Source organism: Streptomyces sp. NPDC085931 (assembly GCF_044540565.1).
In the GTDB taxonomy this organism is placed as follows: domain Bacteria; phylum Actinomycetota; class Actinomycetes; order Streptomycetales; family Streptomycetaceae; genus Streptomyces.
In genome coordinates this window covers 365,160-380,215 of the sequence record NZ_JBITSK010000006.1, presented here as the reverse complement: position 1 = coordinate 380,215, position 15,056 = coordinate 365,160, and the positions used below count along the sequence as shown (strand labels likewise).

The 15,056-nt window shown below is 75.4% G+C and carries 11 protein-coding genes; 3 read left to right on the top strand and 8 right to left on the bottom strand.

Annotation, left to right across the window (positions count from 1 at the left end; all coding sequences use genetic code 11):
* Nucleotides 1-24: 24 nt before the first annotated feature.
* From ACIGAN_RS15070 to ACIGAN_RS15050, 5 genes are all read right to left on the bottom strand, one after another.
* A complete protein-coding gene (locus ACIGAN_RS15070) occupies nt 25-864 on the bottom strand; it encodes a glutathione S-transferase C-terminal domain-containing protein (protein ID WP_365099176.1) in 840 nt (279 codons plus the stop codon).
* 306 nt (nt 865-1,170) lie between these two features.
* On the bottom strand, nt 1,171-4,110 hold the full coding sequence (locus ACIGAN_RS15065) for a hypothetical protein (RefSeq protein WP_399857661.1): 2,940 nt from the start codon (nt 4,108-4,110) through the stop codon (nt 1,171-1,173).
* Nucleotides 4,111-4,112: 2 nt separating this feature from the next.
* Nucleotides 4,113-5,969 carry an HSP90 family protein gene (locus ACIGAN_RS15060; RefSeq protein ID WP_399857658.1) on the bottom strand — a complete coding sequence of 619 codons (1,857 nt, stop codon included), beginning with the start codon at nt 5,967-5,969 and terminating at the stop codon, nt 4,113-4,115.
* 416 nt (nt 5,970-6,385) lie between these two features.
* Nucleotides 6,386-7,372: a hypothetical protein gene (locus ACIGAN_RS15055; protein WP_399857656.1), complete on the bottom strand. Its 987-nt coding sequence runs from the start codon at nt 7,370-7,372 to the stop codon at nt 6,386-6,388.
* A 155-nt stretch (nt 7,373-7,527) separates the two neighbouring features.
* Nucleotides 7,528-8,325: an endonuclease/exonuclease/phosphatase family protein gene (locus ACIGAN_RS15050; protein WP_399857911.1), complete on the bottom strand. Its 798-nt coding sequence runs from the start codon at nt 8,323-8,325 to the stop codon at nt 7,528-7,530.
* Nucleotides 8,326-8,453: 128 nt separating this feature from the next.
* Here ACIGAN_RS15050 and ACIGAN_RS15045 point away from each other — a divergent pair, with 128 nt between their 5' ends.
* Nucleotides 8,454-9,620, top strand: a complete 1,167-nt coding sequence (locus ACIGAN_RS15045) for an NAD(P)/FAD-dependent oxidoreductase (RefSeq protein ID WP_399857653.1) — start codon at nt 8,454-8,456, stop codon at nt 9,618-9,620.
* 13 nt (nt 9,621-9,633) lie between these two features.
* On the opposite strand, the gene ACIGAN_RS15040 is transcribed toward ACIGAN_RS15045, so the two are convergent.
* Nucleotides 9,634-10,599, bottom strand: coding sequence for a pirin family protein (locus ACIGAN_RS15040; RefSeq protein WP_399857651.1), 966 nt, complete (start codon nt 10,597-10,599; stop codon nt 9,634-9,636).
* Nucleotides 10,600-10,746: 147 nt separating this feature from the next.
* Between ACIGAN_RS15040 and ACIGAN_RS15035 the strand changes: the two genes are divergently transcribed.
* Nucleotides 10,747-11,106: a tetratricopeptide repeat protein gene (locus tag ACIGAN_RS15035; RefSeq protein ID WP_365099182.1), complete on the top strand. Its 360-nt coding sequence runs from the start codon at nt 10,747-10,749 to the stop codon at nt 11,104-11,106.
* 70 nt (nt 11,107-11,176) lie between these two features.
* Here the strand turns inward: ACIGAN_RS15035 and ACIGAN_RS15030 are convergent, their stop codons facing one another.
* Complete coding sequence (locus ACIGAN_RS15030) at nt 11,177-12,583, bottom strand: PepSY-associated TM helix domain-containing protein (protein ID WP_399857648.1); 1,407 nt, start codon at nt 12,581-12,583, stop codon at nt 11,177-11,179.
* A 132-nt stretch (nt 12,584-12,715) separates the two neighbouring features.
* Here ACIGAN_RS15030 and ACIGAN_RS15025 point away from each other — a divergent pair, with 132 nt between their 5' ends.
* Entirely contained in the window at nt 12,716-13,360 is a 645-nt protein-coding gene (locus ACIGAN_RS15025; RefSeq protein ID WP_399857645.1) for a peptide deformylase, read from the top strand.
* Nucleotides 13,361-13,524: 164 nt separating this feature from the next.
* Here the strand turns inward: ACIGAN_RS15025 and ACIGAN_RS15020 are convergent, their stop codons facing one another.
* A complete protein-coding gene (locus ACIGAN_RS15020) occupies nt 13,525-14,955 on the bottom strand; it encodes a dihydrolipoyl dehydrogenase family protein (protein ID WP_399857644.1) in 1,431 nt (476 codons plus the stop codon).
* Nucleotides 14,956-15,056: the final 101 nt, after the last annotated feature.

Genomic DNA, 15,056 nt, shown 5'->3' with positions numbered 1-15,056 from the left:
GGCGGCCGCCGCCCGGACAGGCCGTCAGGCGTACGCCGCCCAGTCCACGATCGGCACGGCCGCGCCGGCGGCCTCGCGGCCCCGGCAGTGGGCGTGGTGCCTGCGGGCGATGCCCTCCAGGTCGATCCGGGAGCCGAAGGCGGGGTGGGCGGCCAGCCGGCGTGCGTAGGCCCACAGGCGGGGGTGGCCGGTGATCCGGTGGACCGCGGCGGCGTCCAGGTGGTGGCGGTGCACGGTGTCCAGCTGCAGCAGGGTGGTCCACGCCTGCACGTCGGCGAGGGTGAGCCCGTCGCCCAGGAGGTACTCCCGCCCGTCGAGCCGCCGCTCCAGCTCGTCCAGCGCGTCCAGCAGCGTGGCCAGCGCGGTGGCGCGGTCGGCGGGGTCGCCGTCCCACCGCCCGGCGCGCTGGGCCGCCGCGGCGATGCCCCGCTCGCAGAGCAGGGCCACCTCTTCGACCGCCTCTTCGGCGCCGCACGGAAGAAGCTCGGGTCCGTCGCCGCCGAACCGCCGGGCGAGGTCGCGCAGGATGTCGGGGGCGTGGGTGCTGACGATCCGTCCGGTCCAGCCGTCGCTGAGCACGGGCGCGGCGGCCGGCCCGGGGTGCTGGTGGGCGCTGGCCTCGTACAGCGGGCGCAGGGCCCGGTGTCCCCCGCCGGGTGCGTCGGGCACGGCCGGCAGCAGCGTCACCGGGACGGCGTCGTCGAGGCCGAGCAGGCCGTGCGCGACGGCGATCTGCACGGAGTGGGGACACGACAGGACGAGGTGCAGCCGGTAGCGGCGGGACGCGGCGTAGTAGCCGCTGCGCGCGTCACGGCCGATCCTGCTCCGGAAGGTCGGCTCGGCGGTCGGGAAGGTGGCGGACATGCGTCTCCCTGAGGGCTCGGTCACGGACGGACGACGGTGTCGGCGCGCGGCGGACGGGCGCCGCGTGCGTGCGACTCGCCGCACTGCACACCCGCACCAGGTCGATGTGCCGGCGTGACGTCAGCCGGGGCAGTGACCGCAGGACGAGACGGACGGCGTCGCTCCCGAGGTCCGCTGCGCCCATGATTTCCCTACCGATTCCCTAGGATTCCTCTACGGAGTGTCGGGCCGTGGCGACGGCGCGTCAAGAGGCCGGTCCCCGCGGGCCGGGAGCGTGCCACCGCCACCGGCACCGCGGGCGCCGGGTCACCGCTCGTCGCGCAGGCGGGCCGCCAGGGCGGTCAGCGCCTCGGTCTCCTCCGTGTGTCCCAGGGCGGTCAGCCGGGCGACCGCCGCGTCGAGGCGGGCGAGGGCGGGGGCGGGGCGCTCCAGGTAGATGCCCTCAACGGCGCCCGCCAGGCGCACGCACTCGGCCCATTCGCCGGCCCGGTCGCCGTCGGTGCCGGGCTCGCCGAGCAGGGCGAGGGCCTGCTCCAGGGCGGCCAGCGACTCCTCGTGGGCACCGGCGTAGGCGTTGACCCGGCCGTGCTCGTAGGCCAGGGCCGTGTCCAGGGGACGGCCGTGCGCCTCGTACCCGGCGGCGCGGGCCTCGTCGGCGACGCGGCCGGCGTCGGCGAGGAAGGCGCGGGCGCCGGCGAGACCTTCGGGACCCTGCTGCTGGGCCTGGAGCCGGGCGAGTTCGCGCAGGCAGTTGCTGAGCAGTTCGTAGCGCGGGTCCCGGGCGTGGGCGGCGAGCGCCTGGCCGGCGGCCTCCCGGGCCCGGTCGAACTCGCCGGACTCGCCGAGGAGTACGGCCGTCTCGGCGGCGATCATGGCGTGGCTGCCGGGGTCGTCGTCCCAGCCGGCCGACTCGGCCGCGAGGGCGGCGAACTCCGCCGTGGCGGCCTTGAGGTCCTCCCCCGCGTGCAGCGCGCGGGCGCGGGTCAGGCGCAGTTGGGCGACGAGCCGCTCGTCCAGTTCCCCGGCGGCGACGGCCGGTTCGGCGAGCAGCGAGTCGAGCAGCGCGATGCAGTCCTCGACCCGGCCGAGGTCGAGGCTGAGCTGGGCGGCGTTGCTGTAGGCGCAGTAGGCGTCCGTCCGGCTGCCGCGCCGCAGTTCCAGCTCCGCCGAGCGGGTCAGGTGCCGCAGGGCGTCGTCGGGGCGGCCCAGGCGCATGCAGGCCTCGGCCAGGTCGCCGTGGAGGCGGGCCGTGTCGATCGCGTCGGCGGGCCACTCGGCGGCCAGGCGCAGGCCCTCGGAGAGGTCGGCGTGCGCCCCCTCGGCGTCCCCGAGGCCGAGCCGGAGCCGGCCGCGCAGGCTGAGCGTGCGGGGCAGGTGCCAGGCGGGTCCCTGGGCCCTGAGCCGGTCGAGGAGGGCGTCGGTCTCGGTGACGGCGGCGGGCAGGTCGCCGGACATGGCGAACGTGCTGGCCCGCAGCAGCAGGGCGCCGGAGACCTGCCCGATGATGCCGTGCCGGCCGGCGAACGCCAGCAGCAGGTCCGCCTCGGCGAGGACGGGCGCGGCGTGCTCGTCGCCGCCCGTGGTCTGCAGGCGCAGGGCGAGCGCGGTCACGCGCAGCCGCAGCAGGCGGGCCTCCTGGTGCGGGCTGAGGCCGGGGGTCTGCTCGTGCAGGCGCACGATCGACGCGTGGGCGGCGGTCAGCGCGGCGGCCTTGGCCTCGCTCGCGCCGTCGCCGTCGCCGTCCGCGGGGAGTTCGGCGGTGGCGAGCAGGGCGCAGGCGCGGGAGATCGCCGCGTCGCCCGGCCGTCCGGCGTCCTCGTACAGGGCCGCGGCCTCCTCGTGCAGGGCGGCGGCGTCGGCGTACTCGTCCCGCTCCCCCGCGCGGCCCGCCTCGTCGTCCAGCAGGTCCGCGCGCAGCCGGACGAGCGGTCCGACGGTCGCGTCGTCGGGATGGACGTAGGCGCGGTCGGCGACGCGGGTGCGCAGCCTCGCCCAGCAGGCCCGGGCGTCCGGGTGCCCCAGCTCGTCCAGTTCGCGGGCCCTGCGGATGAGGTCGGGCAGCGCCTCGGGGACGGCGTCGGCCGCGGGGGCGGTGGGCGCGGCCGCCGGGGCGGCCGGGGCCAGTTCGTCCAGGGCGCGGGTGCGCAGGGTCAGTTCGAGCGCGTCCAGGACAGGGGCGCGGTCGAGCCGGGTGCGGCGGCGGTCGGCGTGGGTGGTGGTGCCGTTGCGGGCGTCGAAGCGGGCGGCGAGGTCGTCGGCGCGGCCGCCGGCCTCGGCGCGCAGGCCGGCGACCGTCCAGATGCGGCCCGCGTATCCGGCGGCGGGCAGGTCGCCGTGGCCGAGCGACTCGACGCGCCGCAGGAGGACCTCCACGCCGGTGAGGAAGTCGAGCTGGTCCAGCGGCGAGTCGACCTCGTCGAACAGGTTGCGGTTCTCGGCGAGCAGTTCCAGGCCGCGCGCCTCGTTGCCGGTGAGCGCGCAGAACTCCAGGTGCCGGCCGACCTCCGCCGACATCGAGGGGTTGCGGCGGCAGCCGCGGTAGCCGGCCAGGTGCAGTTCGCGGGCCCGGTCGGCGCGGCCGGTGCGCAGCAGGGGCAGCAGGGCGTGCGAGACGGAACGCGCCGGTTCCTCCTGGCAGGACTCCTTGCCGGCGAGGACGGGCTCCCAGACGCGCAGCGCCCGTTCGTCGTCGCCCGCGGCGAGGTGGTACAGGGCCCGCTGGCACGTCTCGCAGGCCTCGCAGTCGCTGAGCCGGGTGCGGGCGCGAGCCGCCCACAGCTCGTAGGCGAGGGTGGTGTCCTCACCGACGTGGGCGGCGAGCTGGTAGGCCTGCCCGTAGTAGGGCTGGAGCCCGAGTCCTTCCTTCTCGTACCGGTCGCGCATCTCCGTCAGCCACTGGCGCAGGCTCGCCAGTGGTATCTCGGGCAGCTGGCGCAGGGCGTGGGCCACCCACTTGAACCGCCAGAACAGCTGGTGGCGCAGGCGCTCGTCGAAGACGTCGGGCTGCTCGTCGAAGAGGGTGAGCAGCCGGGCGAAGACGACGGGGGACTTCCGGGGCTCGGAGCCGTAGGTGTAGGCCTCCTGGAGTTCGAGCAGGGCGTGGACGAGCGGCACGGGCTCGTCGAACTGCTCGGCGGCGTCGACGAGTTCCTCGGCGGTGACGGTCCGGGTGCGGCCGTAGGGGCGCTGGTCGTTGTCCTGGAGCGCCTGGTACAGCTCGTCGGTGGTCTGGGGCGTGGTCGGCATCGTCAGCTGTCCTTGCGCAGGGCGTGGGCGAGAAGGTCGAGGAAGGAGCGGTTGATCAGGCTCGACTCGGCGGGCCGGAGCGGGCGGCGGGACAGCATCGCGGCCTGCCCGTAGAGGGCTTCGGCGCTGGTGCGGGCCAGCTCGGGCTCGTCGATGGTGACGGCGGTGCGCACCAGCGGGTTCAGCTGGTTGAGGATCAGCTGGGCCCGCGGGGCCTCCTGGCGCAGGGCGCCGAGGATGTCGCCCCACAGGCCGCCCTCCTGTTCCCGGGCGAGGCGGGAGCGGGTGCGCTCGTGCCGGGCCTCGCGGCTGTCGACGAGGAGCGCGGGCGCCGAAGCCGGCTGGAAGGTGCGCAGCGCGACGTCGCAGTCGAAGACGGCGAGCGCGTCGCGCGCCTGGGCGAGGTAGGCCGCGGCGGCGAGTTCCGTCTCGCGGTCGACGGGGTCGAGGTGGGCGGTGAGGGTGGCCGGGTCGAGGTCGGCGACGGTGGCCTCGGGCCTGATCTCGGGGAGCCGGTGGACCAGTTCGCGGTCGTAGGTGTATCCGCCGTTGACGACGCCGAGTCCGGCGGCCGAGGCGATGGCGGCGACCTGCCGGAACTCCTCCACGCTCGACGTCACGAGCACCGTGCGGTGGGTGCGCGCGAACTCGTCGAGGGTGGTGTGCCCGTCGGTGGTCTCGAACGGCAGCCAGGGCAGCAGCATCCGCAGGATCTCGTCGTCGTGCACGGCGAGCGACTTGACGGCCAGGTGGTGGGCCTGGAGGAAGCGGTGCAGCAGGTCCGGGTCGCTGGCGGCGGCCCGGGCGATCCAGTCGCGCAGCCGCTCGGCGAGGGCGTCGCGCACGGCGGCGAGGGTGTCGTCCTCGTACAGGGACTCGCGGGACGCCGTCGGGCGCAGGCTCTCGGCGTCGACGACGCAGCGGACGAAGAACGCCCAGTCGGGCAGGATCTCCTCGGCCTGCTCGGACAGCAGCATGCCCTTGACGTGCACGCGGTGGCCGTGGCGGCGTCCGGCCGGGACCGTCTCGGGCAGCACGCAGGCGATGCCCTTCAGGCCGACGGCCGGCAGGTCCAGCTCGATGGTGTCCAGCGGTGTGAAGCCGAAGACCTCCTCGCCGTACGCGGCCAGGGCGCGGGAGCGGGCTCCCGGCGTGGGGTGGGTGCGCGCCCAGGGGGCGGGCTCGGGGTTGACGGACGTGCCCGGGGCGCCGGGTCCGGCCGTGCCGTCGTCGAAGGTCACCGGGTGGCGCAGCAGGGAGCCGAAGTGGCGGGCCAGGGCGTGCACCTGCGCCGGGCGGGTCCACTCGCCCGCGTCGGCGCGGGGGGTCAGCGTGACCGTGGTGCCGGGCCGGGGGCGGGCGGAGGCGGGCAGGGTGCGGACGGTGTAGCTGCCGTCGCCGCGCCCGCGCCACTCCACGGCCGGGGCGTCGGGGGTGCGGGCGGAGCGGCTGAGGACATGGATCTCGTCGGCGACCAGGAAGCAGGAGAGCAGGCCGATGCCGAACTGGCCGATGAAGTCGCCGCGCTGCTCGGCTATGCCCTCGGCGCGCTTGCTGCTGCGGCCGATGGTGGCGAGGAAGCGGTGGACGTCGGCCTCGGTGAGTCCGGCGCCGTCGTCCTCGACGCGGACCACGGCGCCGTCGGCGTACAGGCGCACGCCGAACGCGCCGGTGGGGGCGTCGGGTTCGAGGGTGTGCCGGGCGGTCAGCGCGTCCACCGCGTTCTGCAGGAGTTCGCGCAGATAGACGCGGGGGCTGGAGTAGAGGTGGTGGGAGAGGAGGTCGACGAGGCCGCGCAGATCCACCTGGAAGGTGCGGTCGGCGCCGGCCGGGGTCGCCGGGGTGTCGGGAAGAGTCATCGGGCGGTTCCGGGGTGGGAGACGGACGGGGTGACGAGGGGGGCGCCGCGCGGACCCGGACGGGTCCGGCGGTCGTTCGGGCTCCGGGCCGGTGCGCGGTGCGCCGGCGGCCCGCCGGGCAGTCGCGTGCGGCGGGAGAGCCGTACCAGGAGCTCGGTGGGGGGTGGAGTTCGTGGGGCGGGCCTTGCGGTGGGGCCGGACCTGGCGGTGGGGCGGAGGGCCGGACCTGGCGGTGGGGCGGAGACCTGACCAGGCGGTGGGCGGAGAGCCGGACCCCCCCGTGGTCGGAGGTCTGACCTCGCCGTGGGGCGGAGGTCCGTCCTCGCCGTGGTGGCGGGGCAGCCCGCGTGACCGGGGCGGGGCGGGGCGGGCCTTGCGGCCGCCGCCATGGGGTCGACCCCGGCGACCGGGCCCGCTCAGGCCTTGCGGTGGTGGCGGGCGAACTGCTTCTCGGGTTCCGCGAAGTACGTCCACGGCCACGCGGTGTAGGCGCCGTCCAGGGTCCGGAAGACCCGCCGGACGGTGTGCCGCTCACCGGCCAGCGACAGGGCCATGGCGAACATGTTGAAGTCGTGCTGCCAGCCCGGGCGCCACACGTACGCGGGGTGGAGGATGCTGTGGTCGGCGGCCTCGCGCAACTGCGCCCGGATCTCGTCGGTCTGGAGGTGGTCCCCGCGGTCCGCCTCGACCCACTCCTCGATGTACGCCATGGCGATCAGACAGCCGAGACGGTGTCCGTGCGGGGCGCGGGAGCACACCTCCTGGGCGTACGCCAGCGCCTGGCCCGGTTCGCCGCCCCAGCGGGGCTGCAACTGCGACAGCCACTCCAGATGCGTCTCCAGGTCCAGCGGGTCGCGGCGCAGGGCCGCGTCGAGCCGGGCCTCGGTGACGGCGGGGCCCAGCGACATCCCGCGGCCCGAGGTGAGGAGCCGGCGCCACGGCGTGACCCAGTCGGGGCGCAGCTCGGCGGCCTCCAGCAGGTGCTCCTCGGCGATGCGGAGCCGCTCGTGGAAGATCCGCCACTGCTCCGGCGTGACGTCCACGGCGCGCGCGGCGGTGCGGGCCTCCCAGCCCCAGCTCACATGGCGTGTGCCGGAGATGAGCAGGGCGGTCGCCCGGTGCTCCTTGTCCTCCTCCACGGCCCGGACGATCCAGTCCTGCACCCCGTCCAGGTCGGCGAGTTCGCCCAGGACCTGGTGGTCGCGGCCGAGGTCGAAGGGGGCCAGCGCCGCCTTGACGGCCTGCCAGTCGCCCGCGTCGGCCGCCTCCACCAGGGCGAGCACCCGGGCGTCGCCGAGCGCGCGCAGCGGGTACGTCCCGTCCTTCCGCCTGCGCGGGACGGGAAGGGCGTGCGGATCCCCCGCGGGTCTCTCCTGGCCCCTGCCGAACAGCCTGCCGAACATGCCGCGCCCTCCCCTGGTCCCGCGTGATCGTCCGGAGCAGCATAAACGGCACCTACGACAGCGCTTCCACAGGGTTTTCACCGGGGCTTCACGTCCCGGGCGCACGGGGAGCAGGCCCCTTGCACCCCGCCCCACCGGCGGACGGAGGGCTCGCGCTACGCGGTGTCCAGGTCGGCGTACACCAGGTGGTGGTCCGAGTACGGGCTGGGATGCACCCGGTGGCCGAGGGGGGTGATGCCGCGCAGGAAGACGTAGTCGAACCTGAGCTGCCAGTCGGTGGTCGGCTCGCAGCCGCCGGCGGCGGGGCGGCACCGGGTGTCCGCCTCCACCGCCAGCTGCTGCAGCGGGGTGAGTTCGGGGGCGTCGGGGACGGCGTTGAAGTCGCCGATGAGGACGGCGCGTTCGTGCCGGGCGGCGGCCGCGGCCAGGACCCGGACCTGTGCGGCCCGGACCGACTCCTGGCGTCGCTGGGCGAGGTGGGTGTTGAAGACGCGCACGCGTTCACCGTCCACGGTGGTGGTCACGGCCATGTATCCGCGGTCCTCGGAGCCGCCGTCGGGGTACTCGACGTTGACGGCGTCGGTCATCGGGGCCGCGGAGAGGATCGCCTGGCCGAAGGCGCCCGGGCTCCACGGCGCTCCCCCGCACCGGCCCCACTTGCGCAGCACCGACCCGTACTCGACGTGGTAGACCAGCCCGTGCAGGTTCCTCAAGTGCTCCCGGATGGCCTCGACATCACGGACGCAGGCCTCCTGCATGCCGATGACCTGCGGGGCGTACGCGGCGATCTCGGCGGCCCGGTCGGCGTTGCCCGCATCGCACGGGTTGCAGATGTTCCACGTCGCGACCCGGTTCGGTACAACGTCCTTGACGGCTCCCACGGGCAGGGACGCGCCGAGCAGGGCACCGCTCGGCGCACTGGGGCCGACGAGCGCCATGCAGACGACGGTCATCACGCCCACGAGCCACCGCGCGCACCTTCCGAGCACCACAGCCTCCTCACACCGGTCCTCCCATAGTGACCCGTGCGGCAGCGGTGTTCGCCCGGAATTGCAAGATCGACGAAGGGAGACGCACGACCATGAGGATCATCGTCGTCGGTGCCGGTGTGCTGGGCGTGAGTGCCGCGAGGCACCTGTCCGTCGCCGGCGCGGAGGTCCTGCTGCTGGATCACCGGGGGGCCGGGACGGGCACGAGCGCGACGACGTTCGCCTGGGTCAACTCCCACCGCAAGCACGACCTGGACTACCACCGGCTGAACGTCGCCGGGATGGCGGAGCACGCCAGGCTCGCCGAGCGGCTGCCGGGGCCGCGGTCCTACGTCCCGAGCGGGGCGCTGGTCTGGGCGGACGAGGCGGGCGAGGAGCGGCTGGCGGGCGATGTGGCCCGGCTGCGGTCCCTCGGCTACCCGGCGCACCCGGTCACGCGGGAGGAAGCCGGGCGGATCGCCGGCGGCGTGCGCGTCCCGGCGACCGTCACGGCCGTCGCGCACTTCCCCGGCGAGGGCTACGTGCTGCCGGACCTCTTCCTGGCGAACCTGCTGTCGGACGCCGAGCGGCACGGCACGCGGTTCGCGCCGGGTGAGGTCGTGGACATCGACGACGGGCCGGGCGGAGTGTCCGTGGCCCTCGCCGGAGGCGGAGTCGTCCGGGGCGACCGGGTCGTCCTGGCGGCGGGCCGCTGGACGGAGCGGCTGGCCGCACGGGTCGGGATCGCCGTCCCGATGGTGACGGACACCGCCCGCGGATCGCAGCCGGTGGGCCTGCTCGGCTACGTCCGCTCACCGGCGCTCGGCCTGCGCTGCGTGATCCACGGCCCCGGCCTCAACCTCCGCCCCGCGGCGGGCGGGCAGACCGTCGTGCAGGCCCTCGACGTGAACGCGCTCGTCGACCCGGCGGCCCCTCCGTCCCCGGACGGGGAGATCGCCGCCACCCTCGCCCGCCGGTTCCGCGCGCTGCTGCCCGCTCCCGGCCCGGCGCCGCGGATCGACCTGCGCGTCGGCCTGCGCTCCCTGCCGGCGGACGGTCACACCGTCGCCGGCCCCGCCTCGGCCCGCTCCCGGGTCTACTGCCTCGTGTCGCACAGCGGGATCACGCTGGCGCCGCTGCTGGGACGGCTGGCCGCGGCGGAGATCACGAGCGGCCGGGAGCAGGACCTCCTGCGGCCGTTCAGACCCACCCGGTTCGCCGGGGTGCGGCGCCGGGACGTCGAGGTGGACCAGCGGGCCACCGCGCCGGGCGATCAGTGACCCGGTCCGCGTCTCAGCGCACCCTGCCCCGACGCCGCAGCGGTGCCGCCGGCAGTTCGGGAGCGGGCAGCGGATCCCCGTCGTACCCCTTCACCTCACCGAACCGGGAGCCTTCCATCCAGTCCTGGCGCGCCTGTTCGATCTCCTCCTGGGAGCGGCCGATCCAGTTCCAGAACATGATCAGCTCCTCGTCGAACGGCTCACCGCCGAGGAGCATCAGGCCCGCGTCCGACTCCGCCCGCAGGGGCAGTTCGCGGCGTCCGCAGCCCAGGTAGAGCATCGAGCCGGGCAGCACCGGGACGCCGTCGACGTGAGCCTCGCCGGACATGGAGAGCACCGCGTACTCGAAGTCCGGTTCCAGGGGCAGGCGCACGTCCGCGCCCCGGGTCAGGGCCAGGTCGGCACCGACGATCGGGGTGTAGGCCGTGCCCGGCGAGGTCACGCCGTCCGGGGTGCCCAGGATCGGCGTGGCGGTCAGGCCGGGCGCCGTGACGAGCGGCAGGCCGGCATGGTGCTCGAAGCGCGGTTCGGTGTGGCGGTGGCTGTCGGGCAGGGCCACCCACAGCTGCGCGCCGTGCAGGAAGCGGGCGTGCGAGCGAGGGCTCTCCTCGGAGTGGCTGATCGCCCGGCCCGAGGTCATCAGGCCCAGTTCGCGCGGCCGGATGGTCTGGAGGCTGCCGGTGGAGTCGCGGTGCAGCACCTCCCCCTCGTGCAGCCAGCTCACCGTCTGCAGCCCCATGTGGGGGTGCGGGGGCACCTGCATGCCGGGCTCGTCGGCGATGTCGTCCGGGCCGTAGTGGTCGACGAAGCACCAGGCGCCGACCATCCGGCGCCCCAGGTTGGGCAGCAGCCGGCGGACCTCGCTGGACTCGCCGAGCCGGACGTTCCGGGGGCTGAGGAGTTCACGGACCGGCTCCGCCACCACGAAGCCCCGGCCCCCGTACACGGCGGGAGCCGTCTCCCGCTCGAGATTGCTCATGGCGCTCAACCTAGTGCGGGGGACGCCTCCGCGTCAGCGTGTCACCCGGCCGCGCCGACGACGTCCCGCCGCCCTGACAGGCACCGCCGACCAGTAGTGGAATATTGAACCAACAGGCTCGGTTGACGTCCTCGAAGGAGGTCACCAGTGAACACGACCTACGAGCCGGCCTACTACGACCACGGAACTCCGGCGGAGCGCTGGGAGCGCGCGCAGCTGTTCTTCGACGCCCAGGACTACGCCGCCGCCGCGCGCGTCCTCGTCGGGCTGGTCGAGGAGGCGCCCGAGCAGACCGGGCCGCGGCTGCTGCTGGCCCGCTCCTACTACCACTCGGCGCAACTGCGCCGTGCCGAGGCCGAGTTGCGGACGATCGTCGAGCAGGACCCGGTCGAGCACTACGCCCGGCTGATGCTCGGCCGGACGCTCCAGCGGCAGAGCCGGCACGAGGAGGCCGAGCCGCACCTGCGGGTCGCCGCCGCGCTCGCCGGTGACTTCGCCGGGCTCTGACCGGCACGGACACCACCACGGGTGCCCGGCTCCCTCCGTGGGAGCCGGGCACCCGCGCGTGCGCGACGACCTAGCGCGCCGGGGTTCCGCTCCCGTACGTCCGCCGCCCCCGCCGGTGGGCGATCTCGCCCAGCAGGATGTCGACGGCGAGGAACACCGCCAGCGGGATGCCGAACAGCGGCAGGAAGTATCCCAGGACGGCCACCCCCGCCAGCAGCGGCACCAGGAGCTGCGGCGGCACGTGCTGCCAGGCGCCGCGCGGCACCGGCCGCCCGAAGGCGCCGCCGCGGCCGCGCTGCCACCACATGCGGTAGCCCCAGACGATCAGCAGGACGAGGCAGAGCGCGAGCCCCATGAGCAGGATCTGGTTGACCGGGCCGAACAGGATGCCCGTGTGCAGGTCGATGCCCCAGCGGGTCAGCTTCGCGAGCACCGGGAAGTCCGCGAACCGCACGACGTCGGTGACCTCGCCGCTCGCCGGGTCGACCGCGACGGCGTCCTGCTTGGTGGGCCAGCTGCGCTGCACCTGCCGGACGACGTACGCCGAGTCCGCGTCGGCCGGCGGCACGATCTCCACCGGGTCGCCCAGGCCCTCGGCCCGCGCCGCCGCCAGGACCTTGTCCAGGCCCACGCCGTGCGCGGCGTCCCCGGCCCGCCCGGCGGCGGCGCCGTGGCCGGAGTGCTCGCCGCCCGCCGCCGACACCGAGGGGGTGGCCTGGCCCAGAGAGGTGCGCAGTTCGTCGATGGTGGCACCGGCGTAGGCGGACCAGGTGAGACCGGTGGCCGAGAGGAAGAAGAACCCGGCCGCCGCCCAGACGCCGACGCTGCCGTGCAGTCCGAGGGTGCGGCGCCGCCCCGTCGTGCCCCGCAGCCTGCGCCGGGCCCGGCGGCGGGAGAACCACAGCACCAGCCCGCCGACCGAGATCACCCACAGCCAGCTGGCCGCCAGTTCGCTGTACAGCCGCCCGCTCTCCCCCAGGTGCAGGTCCCGGTGGAACTTGTCGATCCAGGTGCGCAGGGGCAGCGCACCGGTCGAGCCGTACTGTTCGAGGGCGCCGCGCACCTCGGCGGTGTACGGGTCCACGAACACGGCGAGCGTGTAGTCCTCGTCGACGCCCGGGACGCCGGACAGCATCACCCTGGTCGTCGCGCCGGCCTCGGGCGAGGGCCGTACGGCGGAGACCGTGCCCTCGGGGTGGGCCTTGCGGGCGGCGGCGACCTGCTCGCCGACGGGCAGCTTCTCCCGGCCGACGGGGACGGTGAGTTCGTGGTCGTACACGATCTTCTCGGCCTGGAACGAGGCGGCGTACAGCAGGCCGGTGACGGCGGCGACGAGGAGGAACGGCGCCACCAGCACACCGGCGTAGAAGTGCAGACGGAGGACCAGCGGGCGCAGGGGCGCCCAACTGCTCCTCGGCGGGGCCGGGGTGGCGGACTGCGGGGCCTCGTCCGTGGTGGTCGAGGGAGCGGTGGTCATCGGCGGGCTTCTCCGGGGGACGTCTTCTGGGCCGTTGCGGTGCAGGAGTCGGAGCGCGGGGCCGTCCGGTTCCCGGAGTGCGGGTGTGTCGTGCGCCACACGGCGGCGGCCGGTCCGTGTCATCCTGACGCGATGGGAACTCCGAGCGAAGCCGCACCCCTGGCCGAACGGGTCGAGGAACTCCTCACCGGTGAGGGCCCGTTGCCCATCGTGGCGGCGGGTGATCCGGTGCTGCGGCGCGGCACCGAGCCGTACGACGGCCAGTTGGGGCCCGCCCTGCTGGCCCGGTTCGTCGAGGCGCTGCGGGTCACGATGCGCGCGGCGCCCGGGGTCGGCCTCGCGGCGCCGCAGGTGGGGGTGGAGCTGCGGATCGCGGTGATCGAGGATCCGGCGCCGGTGCCGGAGGAGGTGCGGCTCGCGCGGGGGCGGGTGCCGCAGCCGTTCCGGGTGCTGGTCAACCCCGCCTGCACACCCGTCGGCGACGAGCGGGCCGCGTTCTTCGAGGGCTGCCTGAGCGTGCCCGGCTGGCAGGCGGTGGTGGCGCGGCCCGCCCGGGTGCGGCTGACCGGGCAGGACGAACGCGGGCACGCGCTGGACGAGGTGTTCACGGGCTGGCCCGCGCGGATCGTGCAGCACGAGACGGACCATCTCGACGGGGTCCTGTATCTGGACCGTGCCGAGCCGCGTTCGCTGTCGTCGAACCGGGCGGTGACGGAGCGCTGGGCTCAGCCGACGCCGGAGGAGGCCGCGCGGGCACTCGGCTTCGAGCTGCCGTGACGCCGGCCGCCGCGGAACCGGGAGGCATTCGGCGGGCGCTTCCCTTCCGGGGCGGGTGAGAAGACCGGCGCGGCCCACGGGGCCGGCCCGGTGGGCCGCGCCGCGGGCGTGCCGCTCCCCGCCGAGCCCGGTGACCCGCACCGCGCCGGGGTCGAGGCCCCGGCTCAGCTGTCCCGGTACGCCTCCAGCAGGCGCAGCCACACCTCGCTGATCGTCGGGTAGGAGGGGACGGCGTGCCAGAGGCGGCCGATCGGGACCTGCCCGGCGACGGCGATCGTCGCGGAGTGGATGAGTTCGCCGACGCCGGGGCCGACGAGGGTCACGCCGCGCAGGATCTCGTCCTCGACGTCGACCACCATCCGGGCGCGGCCCCGGTAGCCGTCGGCGTACAGGCCGGCCCCGGCGACGGAGGACAGGTCCACGTCGACGGCCTTCACCCGGTGTCCGGCCTGCTCGGCCTCGGCGAGGGACAGTCCGACGGCCGCGGCCTCCGGGTCGGTGAAGACGACCTGCGGGACGGCGGCGTGGTCGGCGGTGGCGGCGTGCGCGCCCCAGGGCTGGGCGGCGAGGTCCTCGCCGGTGGCCCGGGCGGCGATGGCGGCGCCCGCGATGCGTGCCTGGTACTTGCCCTGGTGGGTGAGGAGGGCGCGGTGGTTGACGTCGCCGACCGCGTAGAGCCAGTCGTGGCCGGTCACCCGGAGGCTGTCATCGACCGGCAGCCAGGAGCCCGGGTCGAGGCCGATCGTCTCCAGGCCGATGTCGTCGGTGCGCGGGGCGCGGCCGGTGGCGAAGAGGATCTCGTCGGCCTCGATGCGGTCGCCGCCGTCCGTGACCGCCACGACCGTGCCGTTCTCGCGCGTCACCGACTCCACCGACGTACCGGTGCGGACGTCGGCGCCCGCCTCGGTGAGCGCCTCGGCGATCAGCTCCCCGGCGAACGGCTCCATCCTGGGCAGCAGGCCCTTGCCCCGCGCCAGCAGGGTGACGCGCGAGCCGAGGGCCTGCCAGACGGTGGCCATCTCGGTGGCGACGACGCCACCGCCGACGACGATCAGCCGGCCGGGCACGGTCTTGGCGCTGGTGGCCTCCCGGCTGGTCCACGGCTGGACGGCGTCGAGCCCGGGCAGCGGGGGCAGGGCGGCGCGGCTGCCGGTGCAGACCGCCACCGCGTGCCGCGCGGTCAGGACGCGTTCGGCGCCGTCCGGGCCGGTGACCGTGACCGTGCGGGGGCCGGTGAGCCGCCCGTGGCCGCGGTGGAGGTCGGCGCCGATGGAGTCGAGCCAGCCGACCTGTCCGTCGTCGGTCCAGTTCGAGGTGTAGTAGTCGCGGTGGGCGAGGACCGCGGCCGCGTCGAGGGGGCCCTGCACCGCCTGGCTCAGGCCCGGCACGCGGCGGGCGTCCGCGCGGGCGATGACCGGCCGCAGCAGGGCCTTGCTGGGCATGCACGCCCAGTAGGAGCACTCGCCGCCGACCAGTTCGCTCTCCACGACCGCGGTGGTCAGGCCGGCCGCGCGGGTGCGGTCGGCGACGTTCTCCCCCACGGGCCCGGCCCCGAGCACCACGACGTCGTACGCGTTGGTTTCCGTTTCCGTCATGGGGTCAGTCTGGTGGGTGGTGTGCGCCCTGGCCACACGGGTAGGGGCGCGGAATACGTGCCCGGCCGGCCGTGTTGTGCCGACGGCTTGACCCCACCCAG

What these genes read in the sequence shown, in the direction of transcription:
- ACIGAN_RS15070 (WP_365099176.1), bottom strand. Translation starts at nt 864, where the DNA reads ATGTCCGCCACCTTCCCGACCGCCGAGCCGACCTTCCGGAGCAGGATC.
- ACIGAN_RS15065 (WP_399857661.1), bottom strand. Translation starts at nt 4,110, where the DNA reads ATGCCGACCACGCCCCAGACCACCGACGAGCTGTACCAGGCGCTCCAG.
- ACIGAN_RS15060 (WP_399857658.1), bottom strand. Translation starts at nt 5,969, where the DNA reads ATGACTCTTCCCGACACCCCGGCGACCCCGGCCGGCGCCGACCGCACC.
- ACIGAN_RS15055 (WP_399857656.1), bottom strand. Translation starts at nt 7,372, where the DNA reads ATGTTCGGCAGGCTGTTCGGCAGGGGCCAGGAGAGACCCGCGGGGGAT.
- ACIGAN_RS15050 (WP_399857911.1), bottom strand. Translation starts at nt 8,325, where the DNA reads ATGACCGTCGTCTGCATGGCGCTCGTCGGCCCCAGTGCGCCGAGCGGT.
- ACIGAN_RS15045 (WP_399857653.1), top strand. Translation starts at nt 8,454, where the DNA reads ATGAGGATCATCGTCGTCGGTGCCGGTGTGCTGGGCGTGAGTGCCGCG.
- ACIGAN_RS15040 (WP_399857651.1), bottom strand. Translation starts at nt 10,599, where the DNA reads ATGAGCAATCTCGAGCGGGAGACGGCTCCCGCCGTGTACGGGGGCCGG.
- ACIGAN_RS15030 (WP_399857648.1), bottom strand. Translation starts at nt 12,583, where the DNA reads ATGACCACCGCTCCCTCGACCACCACGGACGAGGCCCCGCAGTCCGCC.
- ACIGAN_RS15025 (WP_399857645.1), top strand. Translation starts at nt 12,716, where the DNA reads ATGGGAACTCCGAGCGAAGCCGCACCCCTGGCCGAACGGGTCGAGGAA.
- ACIGAN_RS15020 (WP_399857644.1), bottom strand. Translation starts at nt 14,955, where the DNA reads ATGACGGAAACGGAAACCAACGCGTACGACGTCGTGGTGCTCGGGGCC.